Source organism: Type-F symbiont of Plautia stali, assembly GCF_059731105.1.
The window spans coordinates 1,378,326-1,404,052 of sequence record NZ_AP035909.1 but is presented as its reverse complement, the minus strand read 5'-3'; the positions used below and the strand labels follow the sequence as shown (position 1 = coordinate 1,404,052).

Genomic DNA, 25,727 nt, shown 5'->3' with positions numbered 1-25,727 from the left:
TCATTTACAGAGAGGAAGTCACGTGAATTTTAACGGTAACGAAATCGCCGTCGATGCCGAAGGCTATCTGAAAAATCCCAGCGACTGGAGTGCAGCGCTGGCTGAGCATATTGCCGCGCAGGAAGGCCTTACGCTGACAGACGCCCACTGGGAGGTCGTCCATTTTGTGCGCGCCTTCTATCTGGAATTTAACACCTCCCCCGCCGTACGAATGCTGGTGAAGGCGATGGCGAAGAAGTATGGAGAAGAGAAAGGCAACAGCCGCTATCTGTTTCGTCTTTTCCCTGACGGGCCGGCTAAGCAGGCGACGAAAATCGCAGGCCTGCCCAAACCGGCCAAATGTCTCTGACTATCCGGTCGTAAAACTGCGTGGGGGTGATGACGGCTGGTGCGGCTCCACCCGTACACTGTCCACCCGCGCGCTGCGTGGCCCGCCCGCTTTGAGCCAGGCGATGAGGGCTTCGACCTTTTCCGCCTCGCCCCAGGCCAGCACTTCGACACTGCCATCCTCCAGGTTACGCGCATAGCCCAGCACGCCCAGCGCGCGGGCTTCGGCCTGGGTGCTGTAACGGAATCCGACGCCCTGCACGCGGCCATAAACCCATGCTTTAAAACAGGCTGCTGACATACTGCCCTCCTGCTGCTGTTCGTTGCAATTTCCCGTTATCCACCGGACAATGGCACCTCATTTTTTCAGGTAAGCATAGCAAACTATGACAGTCAGATTGATTCTCGCAAAGGGACGTGAAAAGTCCCTGCTCCGTCGCCATCCCTGGGTCTTTTCAGGCGCTGTCGCGCGTCTGGAAGGTAAAGCGCAACTGGGTGAAACCATTGACGTGTGTGACAGTAACGGCAAATGGCTGGCGTGCGCCGCCTATTCTCCTCAGTCACAGATTCGCGCCCGTGTCTGGAGCTGGCAGGCCGATGAATCCATCGATATCGCCTTCTTTGTGCGCCGTTTTGAGCAGGCGCAGCAGTGGCGCACATGGCTGGCAGCGCGCGACGGTCTGGACAGCTATCGTCTGATCGCCGGTGAATCTGATGGTTTACCGGGCGTCACCATTGACCGCTTTGGCAATTTTTTTGTTCTGCAGCTGCTCTCCGCTGGAGCCGAATATCAGCGTGCGGCGATCATTACTGCCCTGCAGCAATGTTTCCCCGGCTGTGCTGTCTATGACCGATCCGACGTCGCCGTGCGGAAGAAAGAGGGTCTGGAACTGACGCAGGGCACGATTACCGGCGAACTGCCGCCGCCTCTGCTGCCGATTACTGAGCATGGCATGAAGCTGCTGGTAGATATCCAGGGTGGCCATAAAACCGGCTACTACCTCGATCAGCGAGACAGCCGTCTCGCCACCCGCCGTTACGCTCAGGATGCCCGGGTACTTAACTGCTTCTCCTATACCGGTGGATTCGCCGTCTCGGCATTGATGGGCGGCTGTAAAGAGGTGATCAGCGTTGATACTTCGCAGGAAGCGCTGGATGTGGCACGTCAGAACGTCGAACTGAATGAACTCGACCTCTCCCGCGCGCGCTTTGAGCGTGATGATGTCTTCAAACTGCTGCGTCGCTATCGTGACAGTGGGGAGAAATTTGATCTGATCATTATGGATCCGCCGAAGTTCGTCGAAAACAAAAGTCAGCTGATGGGCGCCTGTCGCGGCTATAAAGATATCAACATGCTCGCCATTCAGTTGCTGAATCCCGGTGGCGTTCTGCTGACCTTCTCCTGCTCCGGTCTGATGGCCACCGAGCTGTTCCAGAAGATCATTGCCGATGCCGCACTGGATGCCGGCCGCGAGGTGCAGTTTATTGAGCAGTTCCGTCAGGCAGCGGATCATCCGGTGATCGCCAGCTACCCGGAGGGACTCTACCTGAAAGGTTTCGCCTGCCGCGTCATGTGACTTGAAAAATTGGCTCCTGCCCCCATATTGGAAAGAGAGCTTTTTTTCGGAGGTCACTATGATTGCCAGTAAATTTGGTATTGGTCAGCAGGTTCGTCATCGTTTGTCCGGCGTACTGGGCGTTATTGTTGATGTCGATCCTGAGTACTCGTTAGATGAGCCTAAAATTGAAGAGGTTGGCGCGGAAGAGAAGATGCGTTCGGCACCCTGGTATCATGTCGTGATGGAAGATGAAGAAGGCGATCAGGTGCATACCTATGTTGCTGAGATTCAGCTTTCGGGCGAAACCAGCGTTGAACACCCTGAGCAGCCCTCAATGGATGAACTGGCGGCCTCAGTGCGTCAGCAGCTTCAGGCGCCTCATCTGCGACATTAATCTGTGGCGGCACCCTCTGCCGCCACACATCTCTTCTCAGCGCGTGATCCCCAGCCGCGGAATCTCAATCTTCGGACAGCGATCCATAATCACCGTCATACCCGCATCCTGTGCCAGCACGGCCGCCTGCTCATTAATCACACCCAGCTGCAGCCATAGGGTTTTTGCGCCCACCGCAATCGCCTCCTGGGCTACGCCCCACGCGGCTTCAGAATTGCGAAATACATCCACCATATCAATATGGCCCGGAACATCTGCCAGGCTGGCATACGCCTGCTGCCCCAGCAGGGTCTTGCCCGCCAGCTTCGGGCTGACCGGAATCACGTCATACCCCTGATCAAGCAAATATTTCATCACGCCGTAGCTGGGACGCTCAGGGCGATCGCTTGCCCCGACTAAGGCGATGCGTTGGGTGCGGGTCAGCACCTCGCGAATTGTCTGGTCGTTCATCGTTATCTCCTTTCAGGCCAGAGTTGAGTGTAGATGGGCACACCCATGAACGGTTAAGTCAGTGACGTAATTAATTGAGCCAGCGCACGATTAAATATGTTTAAATGTAAACTCACTGCCATAATGTAAGAATTTGCTACACATAATCCTGTGTGTCATCAGTTACCGGAGTTGAAATGAAGCTGTCGCTGGCTGTAATGGGGTGGGTCGCTCTCCTCGTTTCGGCGTCCTGTTCTGCCATCACGTTAAAGCTCGATCCGCAAATCGATCTGCTGGTGCTGGATGGCCGTAAGATTTCAGGCTCGCTCCTCAAGGGCGCAGACAGTTTAGAGCTGGACCGGGGTCAGCATCAGTTTCTGTTTCGGGTAGAGCAGCAACGAAAAGGTCAGAAAGAGAGCACGCTCGCCTATCAATCGGTGCCGATGATCGTCACCTTCACTGCCGTGGCTAAAACCATTACCATCCGGCTGCCTGCGCTGGAGACAAAACGCGAGCGCTATCACTTCGATCGCAGCCTGAATTTTCTGCTGGTGGATGAGAAAGGGAACGAAATCACCAGCCTGCGCGATCGTCTGCCTGCCGCCCCTGCTGTCGACATGGAAAAAGCGATGGTGAACTACAATCGCACCGGTCAGATCGCCTCTGTGCCTCGTTTTGCCCACTCGGCCTCTGAGACGCCTTCTGCGGTCAGTCTGACCGCCGATCTCGACTGGACGATTGAAGCGGAGCATCCCTCACTTCACCGCTGGTTTCAGCGCTTTGACGAAGCGACGCGTCAGCAGTTTCTGACGCTGGTCAAAATGCTGCGCACCAGTTGATAGCGCTGAAAGCGCAGAGGTAAACTCGCGCTATCGCTTTTTCCGCATGACCCTGAATGGAGACGTTTGTGGAGCAGACTACCCGTACCCTTGGCAAACAAAAACATATCGCACTGGTCGCCCATGACCATTGCAAAGCCGCTCTACTTGAGTGGGTTAAACAGAATCAGCCTGCACTGGAATCGCATATCCTCTATGCGACCGGCACCACCGGGAATCTGATCAACCGCGACACCGGCCTGAATGTCACGGCCATGCTGAGCGGCCCGATGGGCGGCGACCAGCAGGTAGGCGCGCTGATTTCAGAAGGAAAGATAGATGCGCTGATCTTTTTCTGGGACCCGCTCAATGCGGTACCCCACGATCCCGATGTCAAAGCGCTGCTGCGTCTGGCAACCGTATGGAATATCCCGGTCGCCACCAATCGCTCCACCGCAGATTTTATTATTCAGTCGCCGCTGTTTGCGCAAAGCAGCGAGATCATGATCCCTGATTATGCGCGCTATCTGGCCGGACGGCTGAAGTAACTCAGGCTTTACGCAACACCGGCACACCCAGCTCACGGAAGTGTCCGACAAAAGGTGACGGCGCGCTTTTATCAAACAGCAGAAAAACCTGCTGGCGCGCCCGTGTCAGGGCGACGTAGGCCAGGCGGCGCTCTTCTGCATCCGGGAACGCTTCCGGCTGCGGTAACAGACCCTGTTCGATAATCGATTCGCGCACGTTCGCCGGAAAGCCCTCTTTGCCCTGCTGCAACCCCAGCAGAATGACGTAGTCCGCCTGCTGGCCTTTACTGGCATGGATGGTCATAAATTCCAGATTGAGTTTCGGCCAGCGGGTTCTGGCTTTGTCCAGCACATCCGGTCGCAGGTAGTGATAGCGCGCCAGCAGCAGGATGCGCTCATCAGGCTTTACATAGCCGCTGAGTTTATTCAGCAACGGCTCCAGCTGATCGTCTGCCAGCAGTGAAATCGACTTTTTATTCCCTTTGGTGATGCTGTTAAGCGGCTTCGCCAGCTGCTGCGGATTCTGCTGGATAAAACGGTTCGCAATGTCGCCGATCCGATCGTTAAAGCGGTAAGTGGTATCCAGCACACAACGGTCACCCTCACCAAAGTAGTGATGAAACGCCGTCGTCAGCGTCATCTCTGCACCGCTGAAACGGTAGATGGCCTGCCAGTCATCGCCAACGGCAAACAGGGCGGTGCGCCTGTTCTGCTGGCGTAAAGCGCTGAGCAAGGCGGCGCGCTGCGGTGAGATATCCTGAAACTCATCCACAAGAATGTGTTTCCAGGGGCTGATAAAGCGCCCTTTTTCCAGCAGAGCAATCGCCTGATGAATCAGCCCCGAGAAATCGACCGCGCCCTCCTCTTTTAACGCACTCTTCCACGCTTTCAGCAGGGGAGCCATCAGCCTGATACGTTTGCTGAACAGATCGCGCACCTCTTCAGGCACTTCTGCGATCATCGCGGCCTGCGCGCCGCCGTGCATGCGCATCAGACCCAGCCAGCGTTCGAGCCGGGACGCCAGGCGCTTAGCCAGTTTGTCATCCTCCCAGAATGGCCCCTCCGGCACCTCCCACTCCAGCTCGTCACGCAGCCATTGGCGCCAGCCATTGGCCTGGGCCTTTTTTTCATGACACTGCTGCTGCCATTCCTGAATCAGCAGTGCACGACGCGCATCGGCATCGCTCTCCAGCTTGCTGATGACCGGCTGCTTGTTGCTGCCTTCACGAATAATATGCAGGGCCAGAGAATGGAAGGTTCGCGCCTGAATGTCACTGGCTGACAGCCGCGACTGGATACGGGCGTTCATCTCTTCTGCAGCCTGTCGGCCAAAGGCCAGCAGCAGAATTTGATCGGCGCTGGCGAGATTGCGCTGCATTAACCAGCCCGCACGCGCCACCAGCACGGAGGTTTTACCGCTCCCGGCGCCCGCCAGCACCAGCAGTGAATCTTCGCCGTTGACTACCGCCTCGCATTGCGATTGATTGAGAGGTGTACTCTCGACCGTGTCGAAGAATGCCCGATAGCGGGTCAGCATTGCGGCGGTCCAGTCACGGTTTCGCTGCCGCAGGGCCGCCTCGCCCTGCTCCAGCCAGCGCTGACAGAAAGCCTGGTTTTCACGACAGTCAGCAAAATCCTTCAGGCGGGAGAGCGGCAGCGGCAACGCATCGAACTGCTGAATAATGGTGTTTTTCAGCGCCTGCAGTTCATGCCGGTTCAGCCAGCGATCCTGTGCACTGAATGCCTCAATGTCATCACGCAGGGTCTGCAGCACGTCGCGGCACACCGCACTCATCTCCAGGCTCCAGCTCTGCCAGGCCTGCAGCAGGTAGTGATAAAAGCGCTGCGTTTCCTGCCATTCCGTGCCATGCAGCCGCACCACTTTTTCATCAGCCAGCAAAAATTCCAGTTCGCCCCACACCACGCCGCGCTTGCAGGCGATATCCAGCAACTGATTAAAAGGGATCAGGTACTCATGCTTATCGCCACTGACTTCGACGCCCGCTGCCATCAGACGGACACGATTATAGGGATGCCGGGCAAGTCGTTTGCCCATCGAAGTTGCTTTCAGTTCCACGCCGACACTCACGTCAGAGAATAGGATTCGGGGAAGTTTACCTGTCAGACCCTTGGCGCTCCAGCCTTAAAACAGGCTAAACTTGGCGTCACATCTTGCGGAATGCAAAAGGAAAAGAAGATCATGCGCACCGTCTTAAACGTTCTTAATTTTGTCCTGGGCGGTTTTTTCACCACCCTGAGCTGGCTGTTTGCCACCCTGATCAGCATCGTACTGATTTTTACCCTGCCGCTGACCCGCTCCTGCTGGGAAATTACCAAACTCTCGCTGCTGCCATTCGGTAACGAGGCGGTGCATGTAGATGTGCTTCGCCCTGAAAATAAAAGTCACATCATGAACACCGGCGGAACCTTTCTGAATATCTTCTGGCTGATTTTCTTCGGCTGGTGGCTCTGCCTTTCCCATATCTCTGTCGGGATTGTGCAGTGCATCAGCATCATCGGTATTCCGGTCGGGCTGGCTAACTTCAAGATCGCCGCGATAGCACTCTGGCCGGTTGGACGCCGGGTGGTGTCAGTGGAAGAGGCGCAGGCTGCGCGCGAAGCCAATGCCCGCCGCTATTAATATGATGTCAGCTACGCTGCCGGGCTGGCGCAAATATCTGTTTAACAGCGCCTGGCGCTATCTGCTGCGCATCCTGTTTGCGCTGAGCGGATGCGCCGCCATTCCCTGGTGGCTGCACCAGATTGAGTGGACCATCCCGCTGACGCTGGGTGTGGTAGCGGCGGCGCTGGCCGATCTCGATGATCGTCTGGCGGGTCGCCTGAAGAATCTGCTGATTACCCTGCTCTGCTTCTGCATCGCCTCGGTTTCCGTCGAGTTACTGTTTCCCTGGCCTCTGGCCTTTATCGCTGGCCTCGCGATCTCAACATGGGGTTTTATTCTGCTGGGCGCGCTGGGTCAGCGTTACGCGACGATCGCCTTTGGCGCGCTGCTGATTGCGGTCTACACCATGCTTGGCATCGGGCTGTTCAGTCAGTGGTATATGCAGCCGATCCTGCTGCTGGTCGGCGCGCTCTGGTACAACCTGCTGACACTGCTGGGTCACCTGATGTTCCCGGTGCGACCGGTGCAGGAGCAGCTGGCCGGCAGTTTTTCACAACTGGCGCGTTATCTGGATGCGAAAGCGAATCTGTTCGACCCGGATGCGGGTGAACAGGATGATGCCGCCTTTGTTGAGGCGGCAATGGTCAACAGCCAGTTAGTGGCCCAGCTCAACCTGACCAAAACCACGCTGCAGAGTCGTCTGCGCGGCGATCGCGGCTCACGCGGAACCCGCCGCAGCCTCCACTACTACTTTGTGGCGCAGGACATTCATGAACGGGCCAGCTCATCTCACCTGCAATATCATCTGCTGCGGGGTGACTGGCGCTATAACGAAATTCTGTTTCGCTTCCAGCGACTGCTGAATATGCAGGCTCAGGCGTGTCGGCAGCTGGCGCATTGCATCCTGATGCGCGAAAGATGGGTGCATGACAGCCGGTTTGAGCGCGCGTTTGAACGTCTGCAAAAAGCCATAGAGCGTCTGGAGCAGCGTGAACCGGAAGCCGCCCATACGCGTGCGCTCTTCTGGCTGCTGCGTAATCTGCGTGCCATCGACGCTCAACTCGCCTCGATTGAATCTGAACAGACCCTGTCAGGCGAAGACACTCAGCACAGCGACAATCTGCTGTCGCGAGAAGGGCTGAGTGGCTGGAGTGATATCCGGCTGCGCTTCAGCCGACATCTCACGCCCGCGTCGGCGCTGTTCCGGCATGCTGTACGGATGTCTGTGGTGCTCTGTATCGGCTACGGTTTTATTCAGGTGACCGGACTGGAACGCGGTTACTGGATCCTGCTGACCAGTCTGTTTGTCTGTCAGCCTAACTACAACGCAACCCAGCGACGGCTGGCGTTGCGTATCGGCGGGACGCTGGCCGGTATTGCGATTGGCCTGCCCGTTTTATGGCTGGTGCCCTCCATAGAGGGTCAGTTAATCCTGATCGTTATCTCCGGCGTGCTCTTTTTTGCCTTCAGACAGGTCCAGTATGCGCAGGCCACGCTGTTTATTACGCTGCTGGTGCTGCTCTGCTTCAATCTGTTAGGTGAAGGATTTGAGGTCGCCCTGCCACGGGTGGTAGATACCTTACTGGGCTGTGGGCTGGCCTGGCTGGCTGTGGCCTTTATCTGGCCTGACTGGCGGTTCCGTCAGTTACCGGCCGTGGCAGAACGCACTCTGCAGGCGAACTGTCGTTATCTTGACGCCATCATGGAGCAGTATCATCAGGGCAAAGACAACCGACTCGCCTATCGCATTGCGCGTCGTGATGCGCACAATGCCGATGCTGAGCTGGCGTCGGTGGTGTCAAATATGAGCAGTGAAAGTCGCACCAGCCAGAAACTGCGTGAATCCGCTTTTCAGCTGCTCTGTTCTAACCACTCGTTTCTGAGTTACATCTCTGCACTGGGTGCCCACCGCGATAAGATCAGCGATCCGGCACTGCTGACGCTGCTGGATGACACCGTCTGCTACGTGGAGGATGTGCTGCAGACGGAGGTGGTCAGTGATGAACAGGCAGAGGCGATGCGCCAGCCGTTAGCTCAGCGCATCAGCCAGCTGGCTGCAGATGCAGACACGCGTGCGCCACTGGTGCTCCAGCAACTCGGGCTGCTGGTGGCACTGATGCCTGAAATGGCTCGCCTGCGCCGCACGCTACTCGCCGACTAACCTTTGCTGCTTCCGGGCGCTGTGTCAGACAACAGCGTACGCTGAAACCAGGCGTTCAGCTCGGCCCGGGTTGCCTGCGGCAGTGCAGCAGCATGATGACCGGTGATTGCGCCCTGCAGCGCCAGCAATGTCTGAAATCCGACGTGCTGGTTGATGGCTTTCAGCTTCAGCCAGCACTGTTTGGCCCCCATCTGGTAAAGATGGTTGACGCTCATGATACCCGCGTCATACAACATCATCTCCAGACGGACACTGAGGTTGGGCAGATCTTTGAGTCGCGGTGAACCCTGCCTGTCCTGCAGCTCCAGCTGCGCCGTTTCCAGTGAGGCGGCGGAGAGCGCCAGCAGGTGCTCAGGATCGCGCCATAACGTCTCATCGACGCGGTAGTAATTGAGACTGACCAGCTTACCCCGCTTGCGAAACACCAGCGGCTGCAGAGGCCGATCGGTGATGTACGCCTGCAGGGGTTCACTGGCGCGCAGGTAGAGCTCACCCTGATTAATTAACGCGAAAACCACACTCTCCACCGCCAGTGCATACCCGCCGAACTGGGTACGGGACTCAATGGCTCCCAGTGGGGCCAGATGCGCTCTGGAGCGCTCTACAACCGGATTCACCTTTTTCATTGCACCACCTCCATGTCAGAAACAGACCGTAAATTGCCTTGGGTATCAGGCAATTAGAAGATAGGAAAAAGCGTAAGCGGGTTCAACGAATAAATAGGGGTTCGCCTAATCTTGTCGCGTTTTTGCGAGGCGTTTTCAGAAATTTGGGTTGATCTTTATCCAGGATGACAGTACTGTATATTCATACAGTCAACTGCTGGTGATTAACTTATGCGAACCCAACATCCTGATAATGCACGCTATGCTCATCGTTATGCGGCCTCTTCTGTTCCGGCAGCTCAGCCTGGTGGAATTACAGAGTTACGTTACAGTGAGCAGCCCGGAATGATGCAGATGTTACTGCTACCGTTATTGCAGCAATTGAGTCAGCAGTCACGCTGGCAGCTGTGGTTAACCCCCGCGCATAAGCTGAATCGCGCCTGGCTACAGGAATCGGGATTACCGCTGAATAAAAGCATGCACATCGCTGATTCAGAACGACTGAATGCGGTTGAGGCGATGGTCAGGGCGTTACGCACAGGCAATTACAGCGTGGTACTGGCATGGATCCCCTACGAGCTGGATGAAGATGAGCGTCGTCAACTGGAAAATGCGGCAGCAGAGGGTGAAGCGCTGGGGCTGATTTTGCGTTCAGGCGGGACATCGGAAGCGCCTCTCAGACCACAAAACTCCATAAAAATTCAGTCGGATTTGTTTCATTAAGTAAAAATAAGAAGTTTCTCAAGCTATTTTTCTTATCTGTCGTCGCTAAACCACTGATTCTGTTAGTTCGAGCATTGACAATGGTTTAGCAGGTTTTTCAGGCTTGCTGCCGCGACAATACTACCAGGCTAATTGTTAGAAATTGTGTATAAATCGCTGTTTTTTTACAGAAGCGCCTCACATCATACTTGTAAGTTTCCAATCTCGTTGTAGACTTTATCTCGCCAGGGTGCTCAATAACCTCCGTTTTTTTGCGGTAGAGTCATAAGCGAGCGTTTTGACCCGGCGAAGGATTTAAACCAAGAGCAACCTTTTTGCTCATTGCCTATTTGGATGATAACGAGGCGCAAAATGAAAAAGACAGCTATCGCAATTGCAGTGGCACTGGCTGGCTTCGCTACCGTAGCGCAGGCCGCTCCTAAAGATGACACCTGGTACACCGGTGCTAAACTGGGCTGGTCTCAGTATCACGACACTGGTTACTACGGTAACGGTTATGAGAACAACAACGGTCCAACTCATGAAAGCCAGCTGGGCGCAGGTGCGTTCGTTGGTTATCAGGCAAACCCATACCTGGGTTTCGAGCTGGGCTATGACTGGCTGGGTCGCATGCCTAACAAAGGCACCGTGACTAACGGCGCATTCAAAGCACAGGGCGTTCAGCTGGCAGCTAAACTGAGCTACCCAATCTATGACGATCTGGACGTGTACACCCGTCTGGGCGGCATGGTATGGCGTGCAGATGCTACGCAGACTAACCCAACCACTGGCCGCATCAGCGACCACGACACCGGCGTATCTCCGCTGGCTGCTGTAGGTGTTGAATACGCACTGACCAAAAACTGGGCTACCCGTCTGGACTACCAGTGGGTTAACAACATCGGTGATGCACAGACCGTTGGTGCACGTCCAGACAACGGCATGCTGAGCGTAGGCGTTTCTTACCGCTTCGGTCAGGATGACGTCGCTGCACCGGCTCCGGCTCCGGCCCCAGCTCCAGCACCCGTTGTTGAAACCAAGCGTTTCACTCTGAAGTCTGACGTTCTGTTCACCTTCAACAAAGCGACCCTGAAGCCAGAAGGCCAGCAGGCTCTGGATCAGCTGTACAGCCAGCTGAGCTCAATGGATCCTAAAGATGGTTCCGTTGTCGTACTGGGCTTCACTGACCGTATCGGTTCAGAGCAGTACAACCAGAAACTGTCTGAGAAACGTGCTCAGTCAGTCGTAGATTACCTGGTTTCTAAAGGTATCCCTTCTAACAAGATCTCTGCACGTGGCATGGGTGAATCTAACCCAGTTACCGGCAACACCTGTGACAGCGTGAAAGGCCGTAACGCCCTGATCGACTGCCTGGCGCCGGACCGTCGCGTAGAAATCGACGTTAAAGGCATCAAAGACGTTGTAACTCAGCCACAGGCTTAAGTTAACACGTAATAAAAAACCCCGCTCAGGCGGGGTTTTTTTATGCCGGTAATAAAGGGATGTTCGGAGCTGGCCACCCTGCTCCACCTGCCCGGCTAATCGTTTTCTGAACCTGATTTACCCAGAATCGCCTGCAGGTCCTGCTTCAGACTCGACATCTGCGTAGCATATTTCTCTTTGCGTTCCGCATCCTCGATCAGCTGAACAATGGTCTCAGAGAGGGTGCAGCCGCGCCGCTGTGCCAGTCCGGCCAGTCGCTGCCAGACCAGATACTCCAGGTCGATCGATTTTTTTCGGGTGTGCTGATGTTCTGCATTGAAATGGCGTTTCCGCCGTGCGCGGATGGTCTGTTTCAGCCGGTTATCAAGATCGGCATGGATATGTTCAGCAATCCATTCATTCACCGTCACCGGATTATTTTCCATCGCCAGCAGTTTATCGACTGCCGCCTGCGCCGCACTCAATTCAAGGTGACGCGTGATCAGTTCACCTTCCCGATGTTTTTTCACCAGGTATTTCCACTTCCATCCACTTTCAAGATTTTCGAGTTGCTGGTATTTCATCGGAATCTCATCGTGATCACGTAACGAGCTAAGAATAACAGCTTTTTTCCCGGATGCAGCAACGAAAAACATGCTGTCAGCTTCACAACTTCACCAGGAAGTCTGCAGTGCTTAACCAGGGTGAATCCTGTATAATCTCGCTTTTCTTAAAACAGATAAATGCGATTATTTTGACCAGCACCCAACTTACGTGGCAGACCTTACAGCCGGATAGCGCACCATACCAATCCGTTTTCTCCCGAATTGCTGATGAAGAAACTGATGCTCTGGCAACGGTACAGCCCCGGTTGCTGAATGCCCTGGCGCATTTACATCATCAGTCGCAGGGATTCCCGTTACTGCTGGTTCGAAGCCAGGAGAATCGCGATTATCTGACCTTCATTGCCCAGGCCGCGCAGCGGGTGATACCCGACAGTACCACGCTGTACGGCGGTGATTACCATATCATGGGTGACATTATCACGCTCCAGCCGCCCTCCGATCCTCAGCGCCCGTTCACCAGTCAGGGTGGTATTCATTTTGCTGAATGGGTTGAGATGGAGCAGCTGTTTGGCTGCGTACGCCAGTATAAAGATCGTCTCCAGCCTGAACCGGGCCTGATCCATCGCGCCAATGGCGGTACGCTGGTGCTCTCACTGCGAAGCCTGATGAACCAGCCGATCCTCTGGTTGCGCCTGAAAAAAGCGATTGAGCAGGGCTACGTGGAGTGGACTTCTCAGGACGAGCGCCGGCCCCTGCCCGTCTCTGTTCCGCCTGTGCCGCTCAGGCTGAATCTGGTGCTGTGCGGAGACCGCGAGGTGCTGGCCGATTTTCAGGAGCTCGATCCTGAAGCGCATGAAATGGCAATTTATACCGAATTTGAAGAGAACATTCAGATTCTGGATGAAGATGACATGCTGGCCTGGTGTCGCTGGAACGAAGAGCTGGCGCGTCAGGCGGGTCTGCCGGTTCCGGAAGCGGACTTCTGGCCGGAACTGATTAAAGAGGGTGTCCGCTATAGCGGTGACCAGGAGACATTGCCCCTCTGTCCGCGCTGGCTGCAGCGCCAGATGCGCGAGTCAGCCCTGATGGGTGACACGCTCAATGCCGAAGCGCTTCGCGACGCACTGGAAGCCCGCTTATGGCGTGAGAACTATCTGAATGAGCGGATGCGGGATGAAATCCTGCTGCGACAGATTCTGATTGAAACCGAAGGTGAAGTGGTCGGTCAGATCAACGGCCTCTCGGTCGTTGAATATCCTGGCCATCCCCGCGCCTGGGGCGACCCGACACGGATTACCTGCGTCGTTCACCCCGGTGATGGGGAGTTCATGGATATTGAGCGTAAGGCGGAGCTAGGCGGCAATATCCACGCTAAAGGCATGATGATCATGCAGGCTTACCTGATTGCAGAGCTGGAGCTCGATCAGCAACTGCCCTTCTCAGCGTCAATGGTATTTGAGCAGTCATACTCTGAAGTTGATGGCGACAGCGCCTCTCTGGCCGAGCTCTGTGCATTGATCAGCGCGCTGGCTAACCAGCCAATCAATCAGCAGATTGCCGTCACCGGATCGGTTGATCAGTTCGGCAACGTCCAGCCGGTAGGCGGCCTGAATGAGAAGATTGAAGGTTTCTTCGAGATCTGCCATCAGCGTGAACTCACCGGCCAGCAGGGCGTCATTATCCCGGCCTGTAATGTGCGTCATCTCAGCCTCAGCCAGGCAGTGGTCAGTGCGGTAGAACAGGGCCGTTTCCACATCTGGGCTGTAGAACGTGCTGATGAGGCCCTGCCACTGCTGACCGGTAAAATATGGCGTACGGAAGATGGCGAGGGCGATTGCCTGCTGCACACCATCCAGGAACGCATCAGCCTGTTCAACCAGCCGGATGTCCCGCAACGTCCCTGGGCGCTGCGCTGGCTTAACTGGTTCAACCAGCGTTAATCCGATTTGCTCAGCGTACAACTGTTCGCTAATATTCGTGATTCACTAAAACAAGGCTTATTGAAAACATGGTAGATAAACGCGAATCCTATACCAAAGAAGATCTGATTCTGTCAGGTCGTGGTGAACTGTTTGGCGAAAATGGTCCGCCGCTTCCTTCCGGCAACATGCTGATGATGGACCGCGTGGTCAAAATGACCGAAGACGGCGGCAAATACGACAAAGGCTTTGTTGAAGCAGAACTGGATATCAATCCCGATCTCTGGTTCTTCGGCTGCCACTTTATCGGCGATCCGGTGATGCCAGGTTGCCTGGGTCTGGATGCCATGTGGCAGCTGGTAGGTTTCTATCTGGGCTGGCTGGGCGGCGAAGGTAAAGGTCGTGCGCTGGGCGTGGGTGAAGTGAAGTTCACTGGACAGGTCCTGCCGGACGCGAAGAAAGTCACCTACCGCATTCACTTCAAACGCGTGATCAACCGCAAGCTGGTGATGGGCGTGGCAGATGGCGAAGTGCTGGTTGACGGTAATCTGATCTACACCGCCAGCGATCTCAAAGTGGGTCTGTTTAAAGACACCGCGGCATTCTGAGCATTCTGCACAGAAACAAAAACCTCCGCGCCAGGCGGAGGTTATTTTCCTTTTTCAGTGACATCCGGTTATGCTGCTACCGACCTGTCCTCCATGGCTTGTCGCCAACCTCCCAACCAGTGAGACTTAGCGTCAATCAACTGATACGGACACATCTCTTTTGAGCGTCCAGTAATGCCTGCCTGATAACCACGTGAATGGGCGCGTTCGAGGCGGTCTCGTTTCTGTCTCTTCATACTCCGTGTCCCTCATGTAAGGTCTGTGGAATCTGGTGGAAAGAAAAGTGGTGAATTAATGTTCAACCACTCTTACGTTCTACCCCCTGCGCACCCAAAGATCAATGCGCAATCTTCATGCCACTGTCATAAATGTGACCTTAATCGGAAAAGAAAGCGCGGTTTTGTGATGGAGACGGCAACACTATCGCCCTGATTAAGCTAGTAAAAAGCCCCTGAATCATGCCGTTATATCGCGACATTTCATCAGGGGCTTAGCTTATTTATTCATAATATTCTTAATTTAGCGCAACCACACTATTGGCAATCTGCTGCGCCGTCTGCTGCCAGCCGGTGGCCAGCGTTCTGACCATGGCATCGTAGCCATCTTCAGTCTGCGGCAGGACAATATTAAATGCCTGTTTGATCAGACGGCCCTGATGCTCCAGCGTCCATTCACCGCTGACAATCGCCTTACCGTCGTAGCGCCCCTGAAAGCCTGTGATAGTGACATTCAGCGTGTCGTGCTGCGCACCCAGCGGCGATCCGGCTACCAGCCGGCCAGGCAGCGCCTTGCTCAGATTGGTGATCAGCGTCTGCTGCAGCTGCTGATCAAGCGGACTGGCCCAGAGGTTGTTGGCGGCAATGACATATTTGACGTCACTGGTCTGGTAGACCAGCCCGTTGCCGGCCAGATAATCCGGCACCGTCACCTGCTGCACCCACAGCATCGGCTGAGCTTCGTTCATCTGGCTGCTGCTGACCTGCATGGAAGCCGCCCCGGAGGGCAGCTGATACCAGGTATTGTCAACGCTGCTGCTGCATGCGCTCATCACCAGCGCGGCACAAAGTATCAATCCTTTTTTCACTGTTTCGCCCTCTTCGGCTGGGGATCCTGTCCCGGTTTCGCCTCAAATACCAGCGCATTGCTCTTGGTGTTGAGTGTCCTCAGCACCGGCTGAAGTTCACGCAGCACCTGATCCAGTCGTTGCATATCCCCGACCAGCTTACTGTAAGCAGGCGAACCGGGCTGCAGTCCTTTCATGCTGCGATTCAGCTCACGCAGCGTCTGCTGCAGATCTTCCGGCAGGGTCTTCATTGCCGGACTGGCGGTCACTTTGTTGATATTGTCGATGGTGCGCTGCAGATCGCGCATCGTCTTCTGACTCTCTTTCAGCGTACCGGTCGCTTCATTGACCATACCGTTCAGAGGCAGGCTGTTGATCTTATCCAGGGCCGCCATCAGTTTCTGCTGAATCTGGCTCAGTCCGCCGCTGACGGTTGGGATCACTTCATAACCTGAGACTTTCTGCGGGCCTTTGTAGGCTGGCGCATTGTCATAGAAGTCGAGATCGACATAGAGCGCACCCGACAGCAGGTTGCCGGTTTTCAGCGTGGCACGCAGGCCACGTTTCTTCCCATCCTGCAGATGCTGCTCCAGATCGAAATTCTCGCCCAGTCGGCTGATAAAGCGATCCGGCTCAATGCGAATCAGCACCGGAACGCGGTAATCGTTGTTCAGTGCCTGATCCAGACCCGCTTTCATCAGCGGTGCCTGTGACACGGTACCGAGGCGAATGCCGCGGAATTCAACCGGTGCACCCGCCTGCAGACCGCGAATGGAGTCTGAGAAGAAGAGCACATAGTCGACGTGATTGGTGTAGAGCGAATCCTGGATGCTGCGCTGATCGTCAAACAGATGATAGTCGGCATGATTTGTCGCCGCTTCACCCAGATCCCAGCCATCCGGCACATCGAAACTGACGCCGCCACTGAACAGCGTGGTCAGCGATCCCATTTCGACCCGCATGCCTGACGCGGACATATCCACGGCGATGCCGCTGTCTTTCCAGAAACGCACGTTGGTGGTCACCAGGCGGTCGTAAGGCGCGGCAATAAACAACTGATAGGTCATCATGCGTTTATCGGTGTCAAACGAACTGGTTTCCACTGTACCGACCCGGTAGCCGCGGAACAGAACCGGATCGCCCGGATTAAGCTGACCGGCTTTTTTGCTGTCCAGTATGATGCGGATCCCTTTGGCATCCGGTGGCGCCAGCGGCGGAGCATCCAGCAGCTTGTACTGCTCAGGTGCCTGGTTTTTCGTGCCGGGCTGCAGTTCGATGTAGGCGCCTGACAACAGCGTGCCAAGGCCGCTGATACCTTCACGGCCCACCTGCGGTTTCACGACCCAGAACACGCTGTCGCTGTGCAGCAGCTTGTCCATGCCCGCGTTCAGGCGCGCTTTAATTTCCACATGATGGAGATCGTCGCTTAGCACCGCGCTTTCCACCACACCGACATCCACGCTGCGGCTTTTTATGGTGGTTTTACCCGCCACAATGCCCTCAGCGTTTTCGGTAATTAATGTCACTTCCGGCCCCTGATGGCTGAAGTGATAGAAGAGGATCCATCCGCCGATAAGCAGCGTGACGATGGGGACAATCCAGACCGGCGACCAGCGCTTAATCTGTTCCACCTTTGCATGGCCGTGGTTAGTTTCCGTCAAGGCGCGACTCCTTCATTGTGTTTTCACGTGCACGATCCCAAAGTAATCGCGGGTCAAAGGTCATGGCAGCGATCATGGTGATGATCACCACCATCGCAAACAGAACTGCCCCCCACGCGGGATAAACATTCATTAATTGCCCCATACGCACCAGCGCAGAGAGCACGGCAATCACAAACACGTCGATCATCGACCAGCGGCCAACAAACTCGACCACTTCATAAATCTTGTGCATTTTGTGGCTGTCCCGCCGTCCGCGTCCGCTGGCACCCCAACAGAGCCAGCCAATTGCCAGCATTTTCAGCGTCGGCACCATGATGCTGGCGATAAAGATCACCAGCGCCACCGGATAGGAGCCATCAGCCCACAGCACAATCACCCCCGCCATGATATTGGAGGGATAGGCGCTGCCCAGCGTCTCCGTGACCATAATCGGCATCAGGTTAGCCGGAATATAGAGCAGCACCGAGGTGAGCAGCAGCGCCAGCGTCCATTGCAGGCTGTGCTTACGCCGGGCCTGCGCCTGGACGCCACAACGCGGACAGGCGGGCTCATCCGCAGGCAGAATGGCGGTGCAGCAGGGACAGGAGCGCAGGCCCTGCGCCAGGCCACTGACGCCCACCTCGGGCGCATGCGGCAGTGCGGGTCGGGGTGAGAGGCGATCCCACAGCGCACGCCGATCGACGCACTGAAAGGCACGCAACTGCAGCAGACAGAACAGAACCCAGGGCCAGAAGCTGGTTTCCAGTCCGATTTCACCATAGGCCATCAGCTTGACGAAGCTGACCAGCACGCCAGCCATGAAGATTTCTGACATGCCCCAGTTGCGCAGATGAAACAGGATTCGGGCGAGACCGACTCTGAGCGGCGTGGGTAACGGTATCGGATTGACCAGCAGAAGGATGGTTATCATGCAGAAGGCGGGAACCGCCTGCACGAACAGCAGAAACAGCGTGGCGAGACTGCTGTAATCTTCCGACACCATCACTCTGGGTATCTGCATCAGGGTGATCTGACTGGTCAGCCCGGCCACCTTCATGGAGACGAATGGAAACAGGTTCGCCAGCACCAGCATAAACAGCGCTGCCATCGCATAGCCCGTTGGTCGTTTACGCGGTTCATGCCAGTTCGCCGTCAGAGCAGTGTGGCAGCGCGGGCATGATGCCCGGCTGCCAACGGGAATGTCCGGCAGCCTGATCGTTAAATCGCACTGTGGACAGAGCATCCACGCGTTACTTTTCACTGCTGAACACATCCGCTAGCCCTGCCCTACGCGCCGTTTTTCAGTGACTCAAGCTCTTCCCAGCGCGCAAACGCGGTTTCCAGCTCCTGCTCGGCCTGAGCAAGATTATCCAGCACCGGTTGCGTCTGATCGTGTGGCTGACTGAAGAAGTCCGGATGACTCATCTTCGCCTGCAGTTCACCGATGCGCGCTTCAAGCTGCTCCAGTTTTTGCGGCAATTGTTCCAGCTCACGCGCCAGATTATAGCTGAGTTTATTCACGTTACGCTTCGCCTCGCTCTTCTCTGCGGCGGGCTTCGCGGTGCTGGTTGCCGCTCTGGCTGGGGCTGAGGCCTTATGCTGCCGGTAGGCTGCACGCTGCTGTTGTGCATCGTGGTAGCCGCCAACAAAGGTGCCAATCTCGCCATTCCCTTCGAAAATCCAGCATTCGGTCACGGTATTATCGACGAACTGACGATCGTGGCTGACCAGCAGTACTGTGCCCTGATAACCATCAATCAGCTCTTCCAGCAGTTCCAGCGTTTCGACGTCGAGGTCGTTAGTCGGTTCATCGAGAATCATCAGGTTGCTGGGACGCAGGAACAGACGCGCCAGCAGCAGGCGGTTACGTTCCCCACCGGAGAGCGCGCGCACCGGGGTCATGGCCCGTTTCGGATGGAACAGGAAGTCCTGCAGATAACCCAGAACGTGGCGCGGTTTGCCGTTGACCAGGACTTCCTGCTTGCCTTCGGCCAGGTTGTCCATCACGGTGCGATCCGGGTCCAGCTCCGCACGGTGCTGGTCAAAGTAGGCCACTTCCAGCTTGGTGCCGGAATGCACGCGGCCATGGTCGGCCTTAAGCTGTTGCAGCATCAGGCGCAGCAGTGTGGTTTTACCGCAGCCGTTTGGCCCGATCAAAGCAATCTTATCGCCACGCTGCACCTGGGAAGAGAAGTCCTTCACCAGCACTTTGCCATCGACCGCGTAATCGACATTTTCCAGTTCAAAGACAATTTTGCCCGAGCGGGAGGCTTCACCCACCTGCATGTTCGCTTTGCCCATCACTTCACGGCGCTCAGAACGCTCGCGACGCAGGGCTTTCAGCGCACGCACGCGACCTTCATTGCGGGTACGACGGGCTTTAATGCCCTGACGGATCCACACCTCTTCCTGCGCCAGCTTGCGGTCAAACTCCGCGTTCTGCATCTCTTCGACGCGCAGCGCTTCCTCTTTACCCGCCAGATACTGATCGTAGTTGCCCGGCCAGGAGACCAGTTTGCCGCGGTCAAGGTCGACGATCCGCGTCGCCATGTTGCGGATAAACGAACGGTCATGGGAGATAAAGACGATGCTGCCGCTGAAATTCTTCAGGAAGGTTTCCAGCCAGTCGATGGTTTCAATATCCAGGTGGTTCGTTGGTTCATCCAGCATCAGAACGCGCGGATTGCTCACCAGCGCACGGCCCAGCGCCGCTTTACGCAGCCAGCCACCCGAAAGCGATGAGAGCTCGGTATCGGGCTTCAGGCCAATCTGCTCCAGTACATCATGGATGCGGCTTTCCAGCTGCCACAGATTCTGATGGTCGAGAATGCTCTGCAGACGCGCCATCTCGTTGAGGTTTTTATCGCTTGGATCGTCCATCACCAGATGGGAAATGGCGTGATAAGCTTTCAGATGCTCTGCCTGCTCTTCAACGCCTTCAGCCACGAAGTCATAAACCGAACCGGTAATATTGCGTGGGGGGTCCTGTTGCAGACGCGCCACGACCAGGTCGGTTTCATAAATAATGCGACCATCATCCAGGGGCTGTTCACCGTTGATGATCTTCATCAGGGTGGATTTACCTGCACCGTTACGGCCGACCAGACAGACGCGCTCGTTCTCTTCGATATGCAGTTCGGTGTTGTCTAACAGCGGCGCATCGCTGAAGGAGAGATAGGCGCCGTGGATACTGATTAATGACATGTAATCTTATTCCTTACCGGCGTGTGTGATCAGCCAGCAGTTGTGAATGTGTCGGTTGCGCGCGAAATCCTGCGACTGCGTTTTCTGGGTAATATCCTGCGCCTGCAGGCCCAGAGATTTCAGGCCATCCATGTCCATTTTAAAACCGCGTTTGTTGTTGGAGAACATGATGGTGCCGCCGCGACGCAGCAGGCGCTTCAGGTTACGCATCAGCATCATATGATCGCGCTGAACGTCGAAGCTCTCTTCCATACGCTTGGAGTTGGAGAAAGTTGGCGGATCGATAAAGATCAGGTCAAAATTCTCATCACTCTCATGCAGCCAGCTCAGGCAGTCCGCCTGCATCAGACGGTGCTGACGACCGGTCAGCCCGTTGAGACGCAGGTTGCGTTCCGCCCACTCCAGATAGGTGCGTGACATATCGACCGTGGTGGTCGAGCGTGCCCCGCCCAGACCGGCATGCACACTGGCGGTGCCGGTGTAAGCAAACAGGTTCAGGAAATCTTTACCCTTGCTCATATTACCGAGCATTTTGCGGGCAATGCGGTGGTCGAGGAACAGACCGGTATCGAGATAGTCGGTCAGGTTCACCAGGAAACGCGCATTAAACTCTTTAACTTCGAAATAGTCGCCCTTCTCACTCAGCTTCTGATACTGCGCTTTGCCCTTCTGACGTTCGCGGGTTTTCATAATCAGACGGTCTGCAGGCAACGCCAGTACGGTGAGCGTCGCACTGATCACATCGAACAGGCGCTGACGCGCTTTGTTGGGATCGATGGTTTTCGGTGGCGCATACTCCTGGATAATCACCCAGTCAGCGTAGCGGTCAACAGCCACGTTGTAGTCTGGCAGATCGGCATCGTAAATGCGGTAGCATTCAATGCCTTCCTGACGCGCCCACTTCTCCAGCTTCTTCACGTTTTTACGCAGACGGTTTGCGTAATCTTCCGCAATCTGTCCGGCGCTTTCGCTGCTGTTCACCGCGAGCTGATAGTTTTTCTGCACGCAATCCAGCGGGCCGTTTTTGGCTTTAAACTGACGGTCGGCGCGCAGCTGCAGGCAGCTCAGCAGCTCAGGTGAGGCGCTGAACAGAGAAAGCTTCCAGCCGCCAAAATGCTGTTTCATCAGGCGTCCAAGCTGACTGTGCAGCGCGATCAGCGCCGGTTCGCTCTCCAGGCGTTCACCGTAAGGGGGGTTGCTCAGCACCGTGCCGTGAACCGCCGCATCCACCGGATTGGTAAGCTTCAGCAGATCCTGCTGTGCAAAGGTAAAGAGTTCTTCCACACCCGCACGGCGGGCATTCGCCTGCGCCCACTCCAGCACCCGGCCGTTCGTGTCATAGCCAAAGAAGCGCGCCTGCGTATTCTCCGTGCCGGTGCGGGCACGATTATGCGCTTCGTTTTTCACGTCCTGCCACAGCGCAGCATTGAACTGGCTCCAGGCCATAAAGCCCCAGTGACGGCGCAGCAGGCCAGGCGCACGATCGCAGGCGATCAGCGCAGCTTCAATCAGCAGCGTACCTGAACCGCACATTGGATCGATCAGCGGTGTGGATGGCTCCCAGCCAGAACGCAGCACAATCGCCGCCGCCAGATTCTCTTTTAACGGTGCCTGACCGGTCTGCTGGCGATAGCCACGCTGATGCAATGAACTGCCGCTCAGATCCAGCGCGATGCTGGCGCGATCGTCATTCAGCCAGACGTTGATACGGATATCCGCCTGCTCACGATCGACATTGGGACGCTCCAGATTCTTACGGGTAAAGCTGTCCACAATGGCGTCTTTGACTTTCAGCGCACCAAACTGGCTGTTGCGAATCGAGTCATTGGTGCCGCTGAAATGGACGACAAAGGTTTTGTCGCTGCCGAACATGGAAGGCCAGTCCACGCCCTGCACACCCAGATAGAGATCGAGGTCGCTGTAGACGCCAAACTCTCCCAGCGGCAACAGGATGCGTGATGCTAAACGGCTCCACATCAGGCTTTGGTACATGACGCGATCGTCGGCTTCGTAGTGAACGCCTCCCTGCACCACTTGCAAATCCTGCGCGCCCAGCGCGTCCAGCTCACTTTTTAACAGCTCTTCGAGCCCACGCGCCGTGCTGGCAAACAGAGAATTCATATCGTCACTTTTTAACTCTTGAGAAAATTGTCGCGCATTATAGCGAATCACAGACCTATGTCATAAAGTTAGCTTCTTTTGTCTTGCGCGTCGGGTTTCAAGGAGAACACCATGATCACGCTTTCCCGCTTATTTATTCATCCTGTGAAGTCGATGCGGGGGCTGGCACTGTCACACGCCCGGGTTTCTGGCAGCGGGCTGGCTTTTGATCGTCTGTTTATGGTGACGGAACCTGACGGCACCTTTATTACTGCCCGGCAGCATCCGGAGATGGTGCGCTTTACACCCGCTATTTTACCTGAGGGGCTGTTACTGGAAGCGCCGGACGGCAGTCACATGCTTATCCGCTTCAGCGATTTCGGGGAGCAGGAACACCCGACCGAGGTCTGGGGCAATCGCTTCAGCGCACGCATCGCCCCGCCCGCCATGAATCAGTGGCTGAGCCAGTTCTTTCCCCGTGACGTCCAGCTGCGCTGGGTCGGACCTGAACCCCGTCGCCGGGTCAAAGCATTTGACCATGTCCCGCTGAGTTTTGCCGATGGCTTTCCGTTTTTGCTGGTGAACAGCGCCTCGCTGCATGACCTGCAACAGCGCTGCCCGGCCAGCGTACGTGCCGAACAGTTTCGTCCCAATCTGGTCGTGAGCGGCGCGGCCGCATGGGATGAAGACAGCTGGGCGGAGATCCGGATAGGTGAAGTTATCTTTGAAGTGCCGAAACCCTGCAGTCGCTGCGTGCTGACCACGGTCAGCCCCGAAACCGGACGCAAACATCCTGCCGGTCATCCGCTCGCCACTCTGCAGACGTTCCGCAGCGCCCAGGATGGCAGCGGGGATATCGATTTTGGCCTGAATCTGGTGGCCCGTAATCAGGGTGTAGTGCGTGCCGGTGACGAAATGGTGATCCTGAAGCGCCATGCGCCGCGCCTCTACGGTGCCGGAGAGGTCATTGAGACGCTGAAACCGCAGCCACAGGCCCCTGATGCCGTGACTATCACCTTTCAGGGACAGACCTTCCGCGGGGATAATCAGCAGGTGTTACTGGATCAGCTGGAAATGCAGGGATTTCGTATCCCCTACTCCTGTCGTGCGGGACTGTGCGGCAGCTGTAAGCTGAATCTGGTATCGGGCGAAGTTAAAGCGCTGAAGAAAGGCGCCGTGCGTCAGGACGGAACGCTGCTGAGCTGCAGCTGTATTCCGGCAGGCGATGTCGAACTGAAGTAGTCAGACCGCGCGGGCATAGCGCGGCGCGACATCCTGATACCAGGGCTGCAGGCGGTCGTTCATCACCTTGATGGCATCGCCGAGCACCATATTTTTGCCGGCCAGCGTCAGTGCTGGCTGAGCCAGCAGGCAGAGCGCCGCGTTACTGCCGCTTTCAACCACCAGCAGACGCGCCTGCGTTCCCTCTTCTGCCAGCGTAACCTGCACCATCTCACCGGGCCGCGGCTGCATAGCCGGGGCATATGCGGTGAAGTGCCAGCTTTTCGGCATCAGCGGTTTCAGGAAGCGCGCGGCGACCAGGGCATTCAGCACCAGTTCAGCGCGATGGCTGCCACTGAGTTTGCACTGACGGCAGGTCTCTTCAAAGGTGTAATAGAGGGCGGCATCATCAACACAGAAACCCGACTCTGAGAACGCATCGGGCGTCAGCATTTTGCGGGAATAGCGGGAGCGAAAAAGCATACCGTCTGCCAGGTCGAGCATCATTCGGTCGTGGCTGTTGTCAAAATACCAACGCCAGTTATCGTCGGGTTTAATGTTCATCGTCTGCCCTGTCTTTTATCGCTGCGCCATACGTCACGCAGAATTCAGCGAAAATAGAATATAAGGAAAAGCTGAAAAATCGTGCAACAGGACAAAATATAAACGAGCCGAGGGGATAAATAAACCCCCCGGCGAAGCATTGTGAGAATTGTCTTAGAGATGTGTGACGATATCTTTAATTAATCCTGGCCCCTGATAAATAAAGCCTGAATAGATCTGAACCAGCGTAGCCCCTGCCGCAATCTTTTCACGCGCAGCGGTCAGAGAATCAATGCCGCCTGCGCCGATAATCGGCAGGCGTCCCTGCAGTTCCTGTGAGAGGCGCTGAATGACCGCCGTGCTGCGCGACTGGACAGGCCGTCCGCTTAAGCCACCGGCTTCCTCAGCATGCTTAAGCCCCGTTACCAGGGAGCGATCGAGCGTGGTATTCGTAGCAATCACGCCATCAATCTGGTGACGTACTAAACTGTCCGCTACCTGAATTAACTCCTCTTCAGAGAGGTCCGGAGCAATTTTTACGGCCAGCGGAACATATTTGAGATGACGCTGCTCCAGCGCTTTTTGTTTCTGTTTAATGGCGGAAAGCAGATCATCCAGAGCCTCACCATATTGCAGTGAGCGCAGACCGGGAGTGTTAGGTGAGGAAATATTGATGGCGATATAACCGGCGTGGGCATACACCTTTTCCATGCAGATCAGGTAATCCTCTTTTCCCTGCTCAACCGGCGTATCTTTATTTTTGCCGATATTAATCCCCAGCACGCCGTTAAAACGCGCTTTTTTCACGTTTTCGACCAGGTGATCGACCCCCAGATTATTGAATCCCATGCGATTGATAATCCCGCCCGCTTCAACCAGTCGGAACATGCGCGGCTTATCATTGCCTGCCTGAGCGCGCGGCGTGACGGTGCCCACTTCAACAAACCCGAAGCCCATCGCCGCAAAGGCATCAATGCACCCCGCGTTTTTATCCAGGCCCGCGGCCAGGCCAAGGGCATTTTTAAAGGTCAGTCCCATACAGGTGACCGGACGCGACGGCAGATTCTGGCGATAAAACCGTTCCAGCGGGGTGCCATTCATAAAGCGCAGTTGCTGAAAAGTGAGTTCGTGCGCGCGTTCGGGGTCGAGTTTAAACAGCGCCGGTCGGACGATAGGATAAAACATGCACTCTCCTGAAGGACGGAAGCAATCGTGAAAGTCGGTGCACGGGAAATTGTGCGCCAGAATGGTAAAGTGCTCTGGCGCAAAAGTAAATCGAAGGGCGGAAAGGCG

25 protein-coding genes are annotated in these 25,727 nt (G+C 55.9%); 12 read left to right on the top strand and 13 right to left on the bottom strand.

Going from position 1 to position 25,727, the window contains the following annotated elements:
* Window positions 1–22 precede the first annotated feature (22 nt).
* Window positions 23–349: a TusE/DsrC/DsvC family sulfur relay protein gene (locus AC6I7A_RS06530; RefSeq protein WP_009091019.1), complete on the top strand. Its 327-nt coding sequence runs from the start codon at window positions 23–25 to the stop codon at window positions 347–349.
* On the opposite strand, the gene yccX is transcribed toward AC6I7A_RS06530, so the two are convergent.
* Window positions 350–628, bottom strand: a complete 279-nt coding sequence (gene yccX / locus AC6I7A_RS06525) for an acylphosphatase (protein WP_058958008.1) — start codon at window positions 626–628, stop codon at window positions 350–352.
* Window positions 629–713: 85 nt separating this feature from the next.
* On the opposite strand from yccX, the gene rlmI reads away from it, so the two are divergent.
* Together rlmI and hspQ are read left to right on the top strand one after the other, a co-directional pair.
* Window positions 714–1,904: a 23S rRNA (cytosine(1962)-C(5))-methyltransferase RlmI gene (rlmI, locus tag AC6I7A_RS06520; RefSeq protein ID WP_058958009.1), complete on the top strand. Its 1,191-nt coding sequence runs from the start codon at window positions 714–716 to the stop codon at window positions 1,902–1,904.
* Between the two features lie 58 nt (window positions 1,905–1,962).
* Window positions 1,963–2,280 carry a heat shock protein HspQ gene (hspQ, locus tag AC6I7A_RS06515; RefSeq protein ID WP_009091024.1) on the top strand — a complete coding sequence of 106 codons (318 nt, stop codon included), beginning with the start codon at window positions 1,963–1,965 and terminating at the stop codon, window positions 2,278–2,280.
* 36 nt (window positions 2,281–2,316) lie between these two features.
* Here the strand turns inward: hspQ and AC6I7A_RS06510 are convergent, their stop codons facing one another.
* Window positions 2,317–2,730, bottom strand: coding sequence for a CoA-binding protein (locus AC6I7A_RS06510; protein WP_009091026.1), 414 nt, complete (start codon window positions 2,728–2,730; stop codon window positions 2,317–2,319).
* A 176-nt stretch (window positions 2,731–2,906) separates the two neighbouring features.
* Between AC6I7A_RS06510 and AC6I7A_RS06505 the strand changes: the two genes are divergently transcribed.
* Complete coding sequence (locus AC6I7A_RS06505) at window positions 2,907–3,548, top strand: YccT family protein (protein WP_009091028.1); 642 nt, start codon at window positions 2,907–2,909, stop codon at window positions 3,546–3,548.
* A gap of 68 nt (window positions 3,549–3,616) precedes the next feature.
* Window positions 3,617–4,075: a methylglyoxal synthase gene (mgsA, locus tag AC6I7A_RS06500; RefSeq protein WP_009091029.1), complete on the top strand. Its 459-nt coding sequence runs from the start codon at window positions 3,617–3,619 to the stop codon at window positions 4,073–4,075.
* Between the two features lies 1 nt (window position 4,076).
* Here the strand turns inward: mgsA and helD are convergent, their stop codons facing one another.
* A complete protein-coding gene (gene helD / locus AC6I7A_RS06495) occupies window positions 4,077–6,131 on the bottom strand; it encodes a DNA helicase IV (protein ID WP_058958012.1) in 2,055 nt (684 codons plus the stop codon).
* A gap of 123 nt (window positions 6,132–6,254) precedes the next feature.
* On the opposite strand from helD, the gene AC6I7A_RS06490 reads away from it, so the two are divergent.
* Window positions 6,255–6,695, top strand: coding sequence for a YccF domain-containing protein (locus AC6I7A_RS06490; RefSeq protein WP_009091033.1), 441 nt, complete (start codon window positions 6,255–6,257; stop codon window positions 6,693–6,695).
* Window position 6,696: 1 nt separating this feature from the next.
* Window positions 6,697–8,838 (top strand): YccS family putative transporter, encoded by a 2,142-nt coding sequence (gene yccS / locus AC6I7A_RS06485; RefSeq protein ID WP_369750594.1) that lies wholly within the window; start codon window positions 6,697–6,699, stop codon window positions 8,836–8,838.
* On the opposite strand, the gene AC6I7A_RS06480 is transcribed toward yccS, so the two are convergent.
* Window positions 8,835–9,464, bottom strand: a complete 630-nt coding sequence (locus tag AC6I7A_RS06480) for a TfoX/Sxy family DNA transformation protein (protein ID WP_058958010.1) — start codon at window positions 9,462–9,464, stop codon at window positions 8,835–8,837. The two genes, yccS and AC6I7A_RS06480, sit on opposite strands and share 4 nt — an antisense overlap.
* A 210-nt stretch (window positions 9,465–9,674) precedes the next feature.
* Between AC6I7A_RS06480 and sulA the strand changes: the two genes are divergently transcribed.
* Window positions 9,675–10,166: an SOS-induced cell division inhibitor SulA gene (sulA, locus tag AC6I7A_RS06475; protein WP_058958011.1), complete on the top strand. Its 492-nt coding sequence runs from the start codon at window positions 9,675–9,677 to the stop codon at window positions 10,164–10,166.
* Window positions 10,167–10,517: 351 nt separating this feature from the next.
* Window positions 10,518–11,588, top strand: a complete 1,071-nt coding sequence (gene ompA, locus AC6I7A_RS06470; RefSeq protein WP_046101549.1) for a porin OmpA — start codon at window positions 10,518–10,520, stop codon at window positions 11,586–11,588.
* A 95-nt stretch (window positions 11,589–11,683) separates the two neighbouring features.
* Here ompA and matP read toward each other — a convergent pair whose 3' ends face one another.
* Window positions 11,684–12,151 (bottom strand): macrodomain Ter protein MatP, encoded by a 468-nt coding sequence (gene matP / locus AC6I7A_RS06465; protein ID WP_009091043.1) that lies wholly within the window; start codon window positions 12,149–12,151, stop codon window positions 11,684–11,686.
* 53 nt (window positions 12,152–12,204) lie between these two features.
* Here matP and AC6I7A_RS06460 point away from each other — a divergent pair, with 53 nt between their 5' ends.
* Together AC6I7A_RS06460 and fabA are read left to right on the top strand one after the other, a co-directional pair.
* Entirely contained in the window at window positions 12,205–14,073 is a 1,869-nt protein-coding gene (locus tag AC6I7A_RS06460) for a Lon protease family protein (RefSeq protein ID WP_058957431.1), read from the top strand.
* Between the two features lie 68 nt (window positions 14,074–14,141).
* Entirely contained in the window at window positions 14,142–14,660 is a 519-nt protein-coding gene (gene fabA, locus AC6I7A_RS06455; protein WP_009091047.1) for a bifunctional 3-hydroxydecanoyl-ACP dehydratase/trans-2-decenoyl-ACP isomerase, read from the top strand.
* A gap of 68 nt (window positions 14,661–14,728) precedes the next feature.
* Here the strand turns inward: fabA and rmf are convergent, their stop codons facing one another.
* From rmf to rlmKL, 6 genes are all read right to left on the bottom strand, one after another.
* Complete coding sequence (rmf, locus tag AC6I7A_RS06450) at window positions 14,729–14,896, bottom strand: ribosome modulation factor (RefSeq protein ID WP_008925875.1); 168 nt, start codon at window positions 14,894–14,896, stop codon at window positions 14,729–14,731.
* Between the two features lie 278 nt (window positions 14,897–15,174).
* Window positions 15,175–15,744, bottom strand: a complete 570-nt coding sequence (pqiC, locus tag AC6I7A_RS06445) for a membrane integrity-associated transporter subunit PqiC (RefSeq protein WP_058957432.1) — start codon at window positions 15,742–15,744, stop codon at window positions 15,175–15,177.
* Window positions 15,741–17,384, bottom strand: a complete 1,644-nt coding sequence (gene pqiB, locus AC6I7A_RS06440; RefSeq protein WP_009091050.1) for an intermembrane transport protein PqiB — start codon at window positions 17,382–17,384, stop codon at window positions 15,741–15,743. The genes pqiC and pqiB overlap by 4 nt, the downstream gene beginning before the upstream one ends.
* On the bottom strand, window positions 17,371–18,639 hold the full coding sequence (gene pqiA, locus AC6I7A_RS06435) for a membrane integrity-associated transporter subunit PqiA (protein ID WP_058957433.1): 1,269 nt from the start codon (window positions 18,637–18,639) through the stop codon (window positions 17,371–17,373). The genes pqiB and pqiA overlap by 14 nt, the downstream gene beginning before the upstream one ends.
* Before the next feature lie 14 nt (window positions 18,640–18,653).
* Window positions 18,654–20,570 (bottom strand): ABC transporter ATP-binding protein, encoded by a 1,917-nt coding sequence (locus AC6I7A_RS06430; protein WP_058957434.1) that lies wholly within the window; start codon window positions 20,568–20,570, stop codon window positions 18,654–18,656.
* Between the two features lie 6 nt (window positions 20,571–20,576).
* Window positions 20,577–22,691, bottom strand: a complete 2,115-nt coding sequence (rlmKL, locus tag AC6I7A_RS06425) for a bifunctional 23S rRNA (guanine(2069)-N(7))-methyltransferase RlmK/23S rRNA (guanine(2445)-N(2))-methyltransferase RlmL (RefSeq protein ID WP_009091055.1) — start codon at window positions 22,689–22,691, stop codon at window positions 20,577–20,579.
* A 111-nt stretch (window positions 22,692–22,802) separates the two neighbouring features.
* On the opposite strand from rlmKL, the gene AC6I7A_RS06420 reads away from it, so the two are divergent.
* Window positions 22,803–23,912, top strand: a complete 1,110-nt coding sequence (locus tag AC6I7A_RS06420) for a YcbX family protein (protein WP_058957435.1) — start codon at window positions 22,803–22,805, stop codon at window positions 23,910–23,912.
* Here AC6I7A_RS06420 and AC6I7A_RS06415 read toward each other — a convergent pair whose 3' ends face one another.
* Together AC6I7A_RS06415 and pyrD are read right to left on the bottom strand one after the other, a co-directional pair.
* Window positions 23,913–24,455: a cell division protein ZapC gene (locus AC6I7A_RS06415; RefSeq protein WP_009091060.1), complete on the bottom strand. Its 543-nt coding sequence runs from the start codon at window positions 24,453–24,455 to the stop codon at window positions 23,913–23,915. It abuts the gene before it with no gap.
* A gap of 153 nt (window positions 24,456–24,608) precedes the next feature.
* Window positions 24,609–25,619, bottom strand: coding sequence for a quinone-dependent dihydroorotate dehydrogenase (gene pyrD, locus AC6I7A_RS06410; RefSeq protein ID WP_058957436.1), 1,011 nt, complete (start codon window positions 25,617–25,619; stop codon window positions 24,609–24,611).
* Window positions 25,620–25,727: the final 108 nt, after the last annotated feature.

Bases quoted from the DNA above. Each gene is read 5' to 3' on its own strand.
- rlmKL (WP_009091055.1), bottom strand. From the start codon at position 22,691: ATGAATTCTCTGTTTGCCAGCACGGCGCGTGGGCTCGAAGAGCTGTTA.
- AC6I7A_RS06420 (WP_058957435.1), top strand. From the start codon at position 22,803: ATGATCACGCTTTCCCGCTTATTTATTCATCCTGTGAAGTCGATGCGG.
- hspQ (WP_009091024.1), top strand. From the start codon at position 1,963: ATGATTGCCAGTAAATTTGGTATTGGTCAGCAGGTTCGTCATCGTTTG.
- AC6I7A_RS06510 (WP_009091026.1), bottom strand. From the start codon at position 2,730: ATGAACGACCAGACAATTCGCGAGGTGCTGACCCGCACCCAACGCATC.
- AC6I7A_RS06505 (WP_009091028.1), top strand. From the start codon at position 2,907: ATGAAGCTGTCGCTGGCTGTAATGGGGTGGGTCGCTCTCCTCGTTTCG.
- AC6I7A_RS06415 (WP_009091060.1), bottom strand. From the start codon at position 24,455: ATGAACATTAAACCCGACGATAACTGGCGTTGGTATTTTGACAACAGC.
- rmf (WP_008925875.1), bottom strand. From the start codon at position 14,896: ATGAAGAGACAGAAACGAGACCGCCTCGAACGCGCCCATTCACGTGGT.
- pqiA (WP_058957433.1), bottom strand. From the start codon at position 18,639: ATGTGTTCAGCAGTGAAAAGTAACGCGTGGATGCTCTGTCCACAGTGC.
- matP (WP_009091043.1), bottom strand. From the start codon at position 12,151: ATGAAATACCAGCAACTCGAAAATCTTGAAAGTGGATGGAAGTGGAAA.
- yccS (WP_369750594.1), top strand. From the start codon at position 6,697: ATGATGTCAGCTACGCTGCCGGGCTGGCGCAAATATCTGTTTAACAGC.
- rlmI (WP_058958009.1), top strand. From the start codon at position 714: ATGACAGTCAGATTGATTCTCGCAAAGGGACGTGAAAAGTCCCTGCTC.
- yccX (WP_058958008.1), bottom strand. From the start codon at position 628: ATGTCAGCAGCCTGTTTTAAAGCATGGGTTTATGGCCGCGTGCAGGGC.
- pyrD (WP_058957436.1), bottom strand. From the start codon at position 25,619: ATGTTTTATCCTATCGTCCGACCGGCGCTGTTTAAACTCGACCCCGAA.
- AC6I7A_RS06490 (WP_009091033.1), top strand. From the start codon at position 6,255: ATGCGCACCGTCTTAAACGTTCTTAATTTTGTCCTGGGCGGTTTTTTC.
- AC6I7A_RS06460 (WP_058957431.1), top strand. From the start codon at position 12,205: ATGCAGCAACGAAAAACATGCTGTCAGCTTCACAACTTCACCAGGAAG.
- AC6I7A_RS06480 (WP_058958010.1), bottom strand. From the start codon at position 9,464: ATGAAAAAGGTGAATCCGGTTGTAGAGCGCTCCAGAGCGCATCTGGCC.
- ompA (WP_046101549.1), top strand. From the start codon at position 10,518: ATGAAAAAGACAGCTATCGCAATTGCAGTGGCACTGGCTGGCTTCGCT.
- AC6I7A_RS06430 (WP_058957434.1), bottom strand. From the start codon at position 20,570: ATGTCATTAATCAGTATCCACGGCGCCTATCTCTCCTTCAGCGATGCG.
- sulA (WP_058958011.1), top strand. From the start codon at position 9,675: ATGCGAACCCAACATCCTGATAATGCACGCTATGCTCATCGTTATGCG.
- fabA (WP_009091047.1), top strand. From the start codon at position 14,142: ATGGTAGATAAACGCGAATCCTATACCAAAGAAGATCTGATTCTGTCA.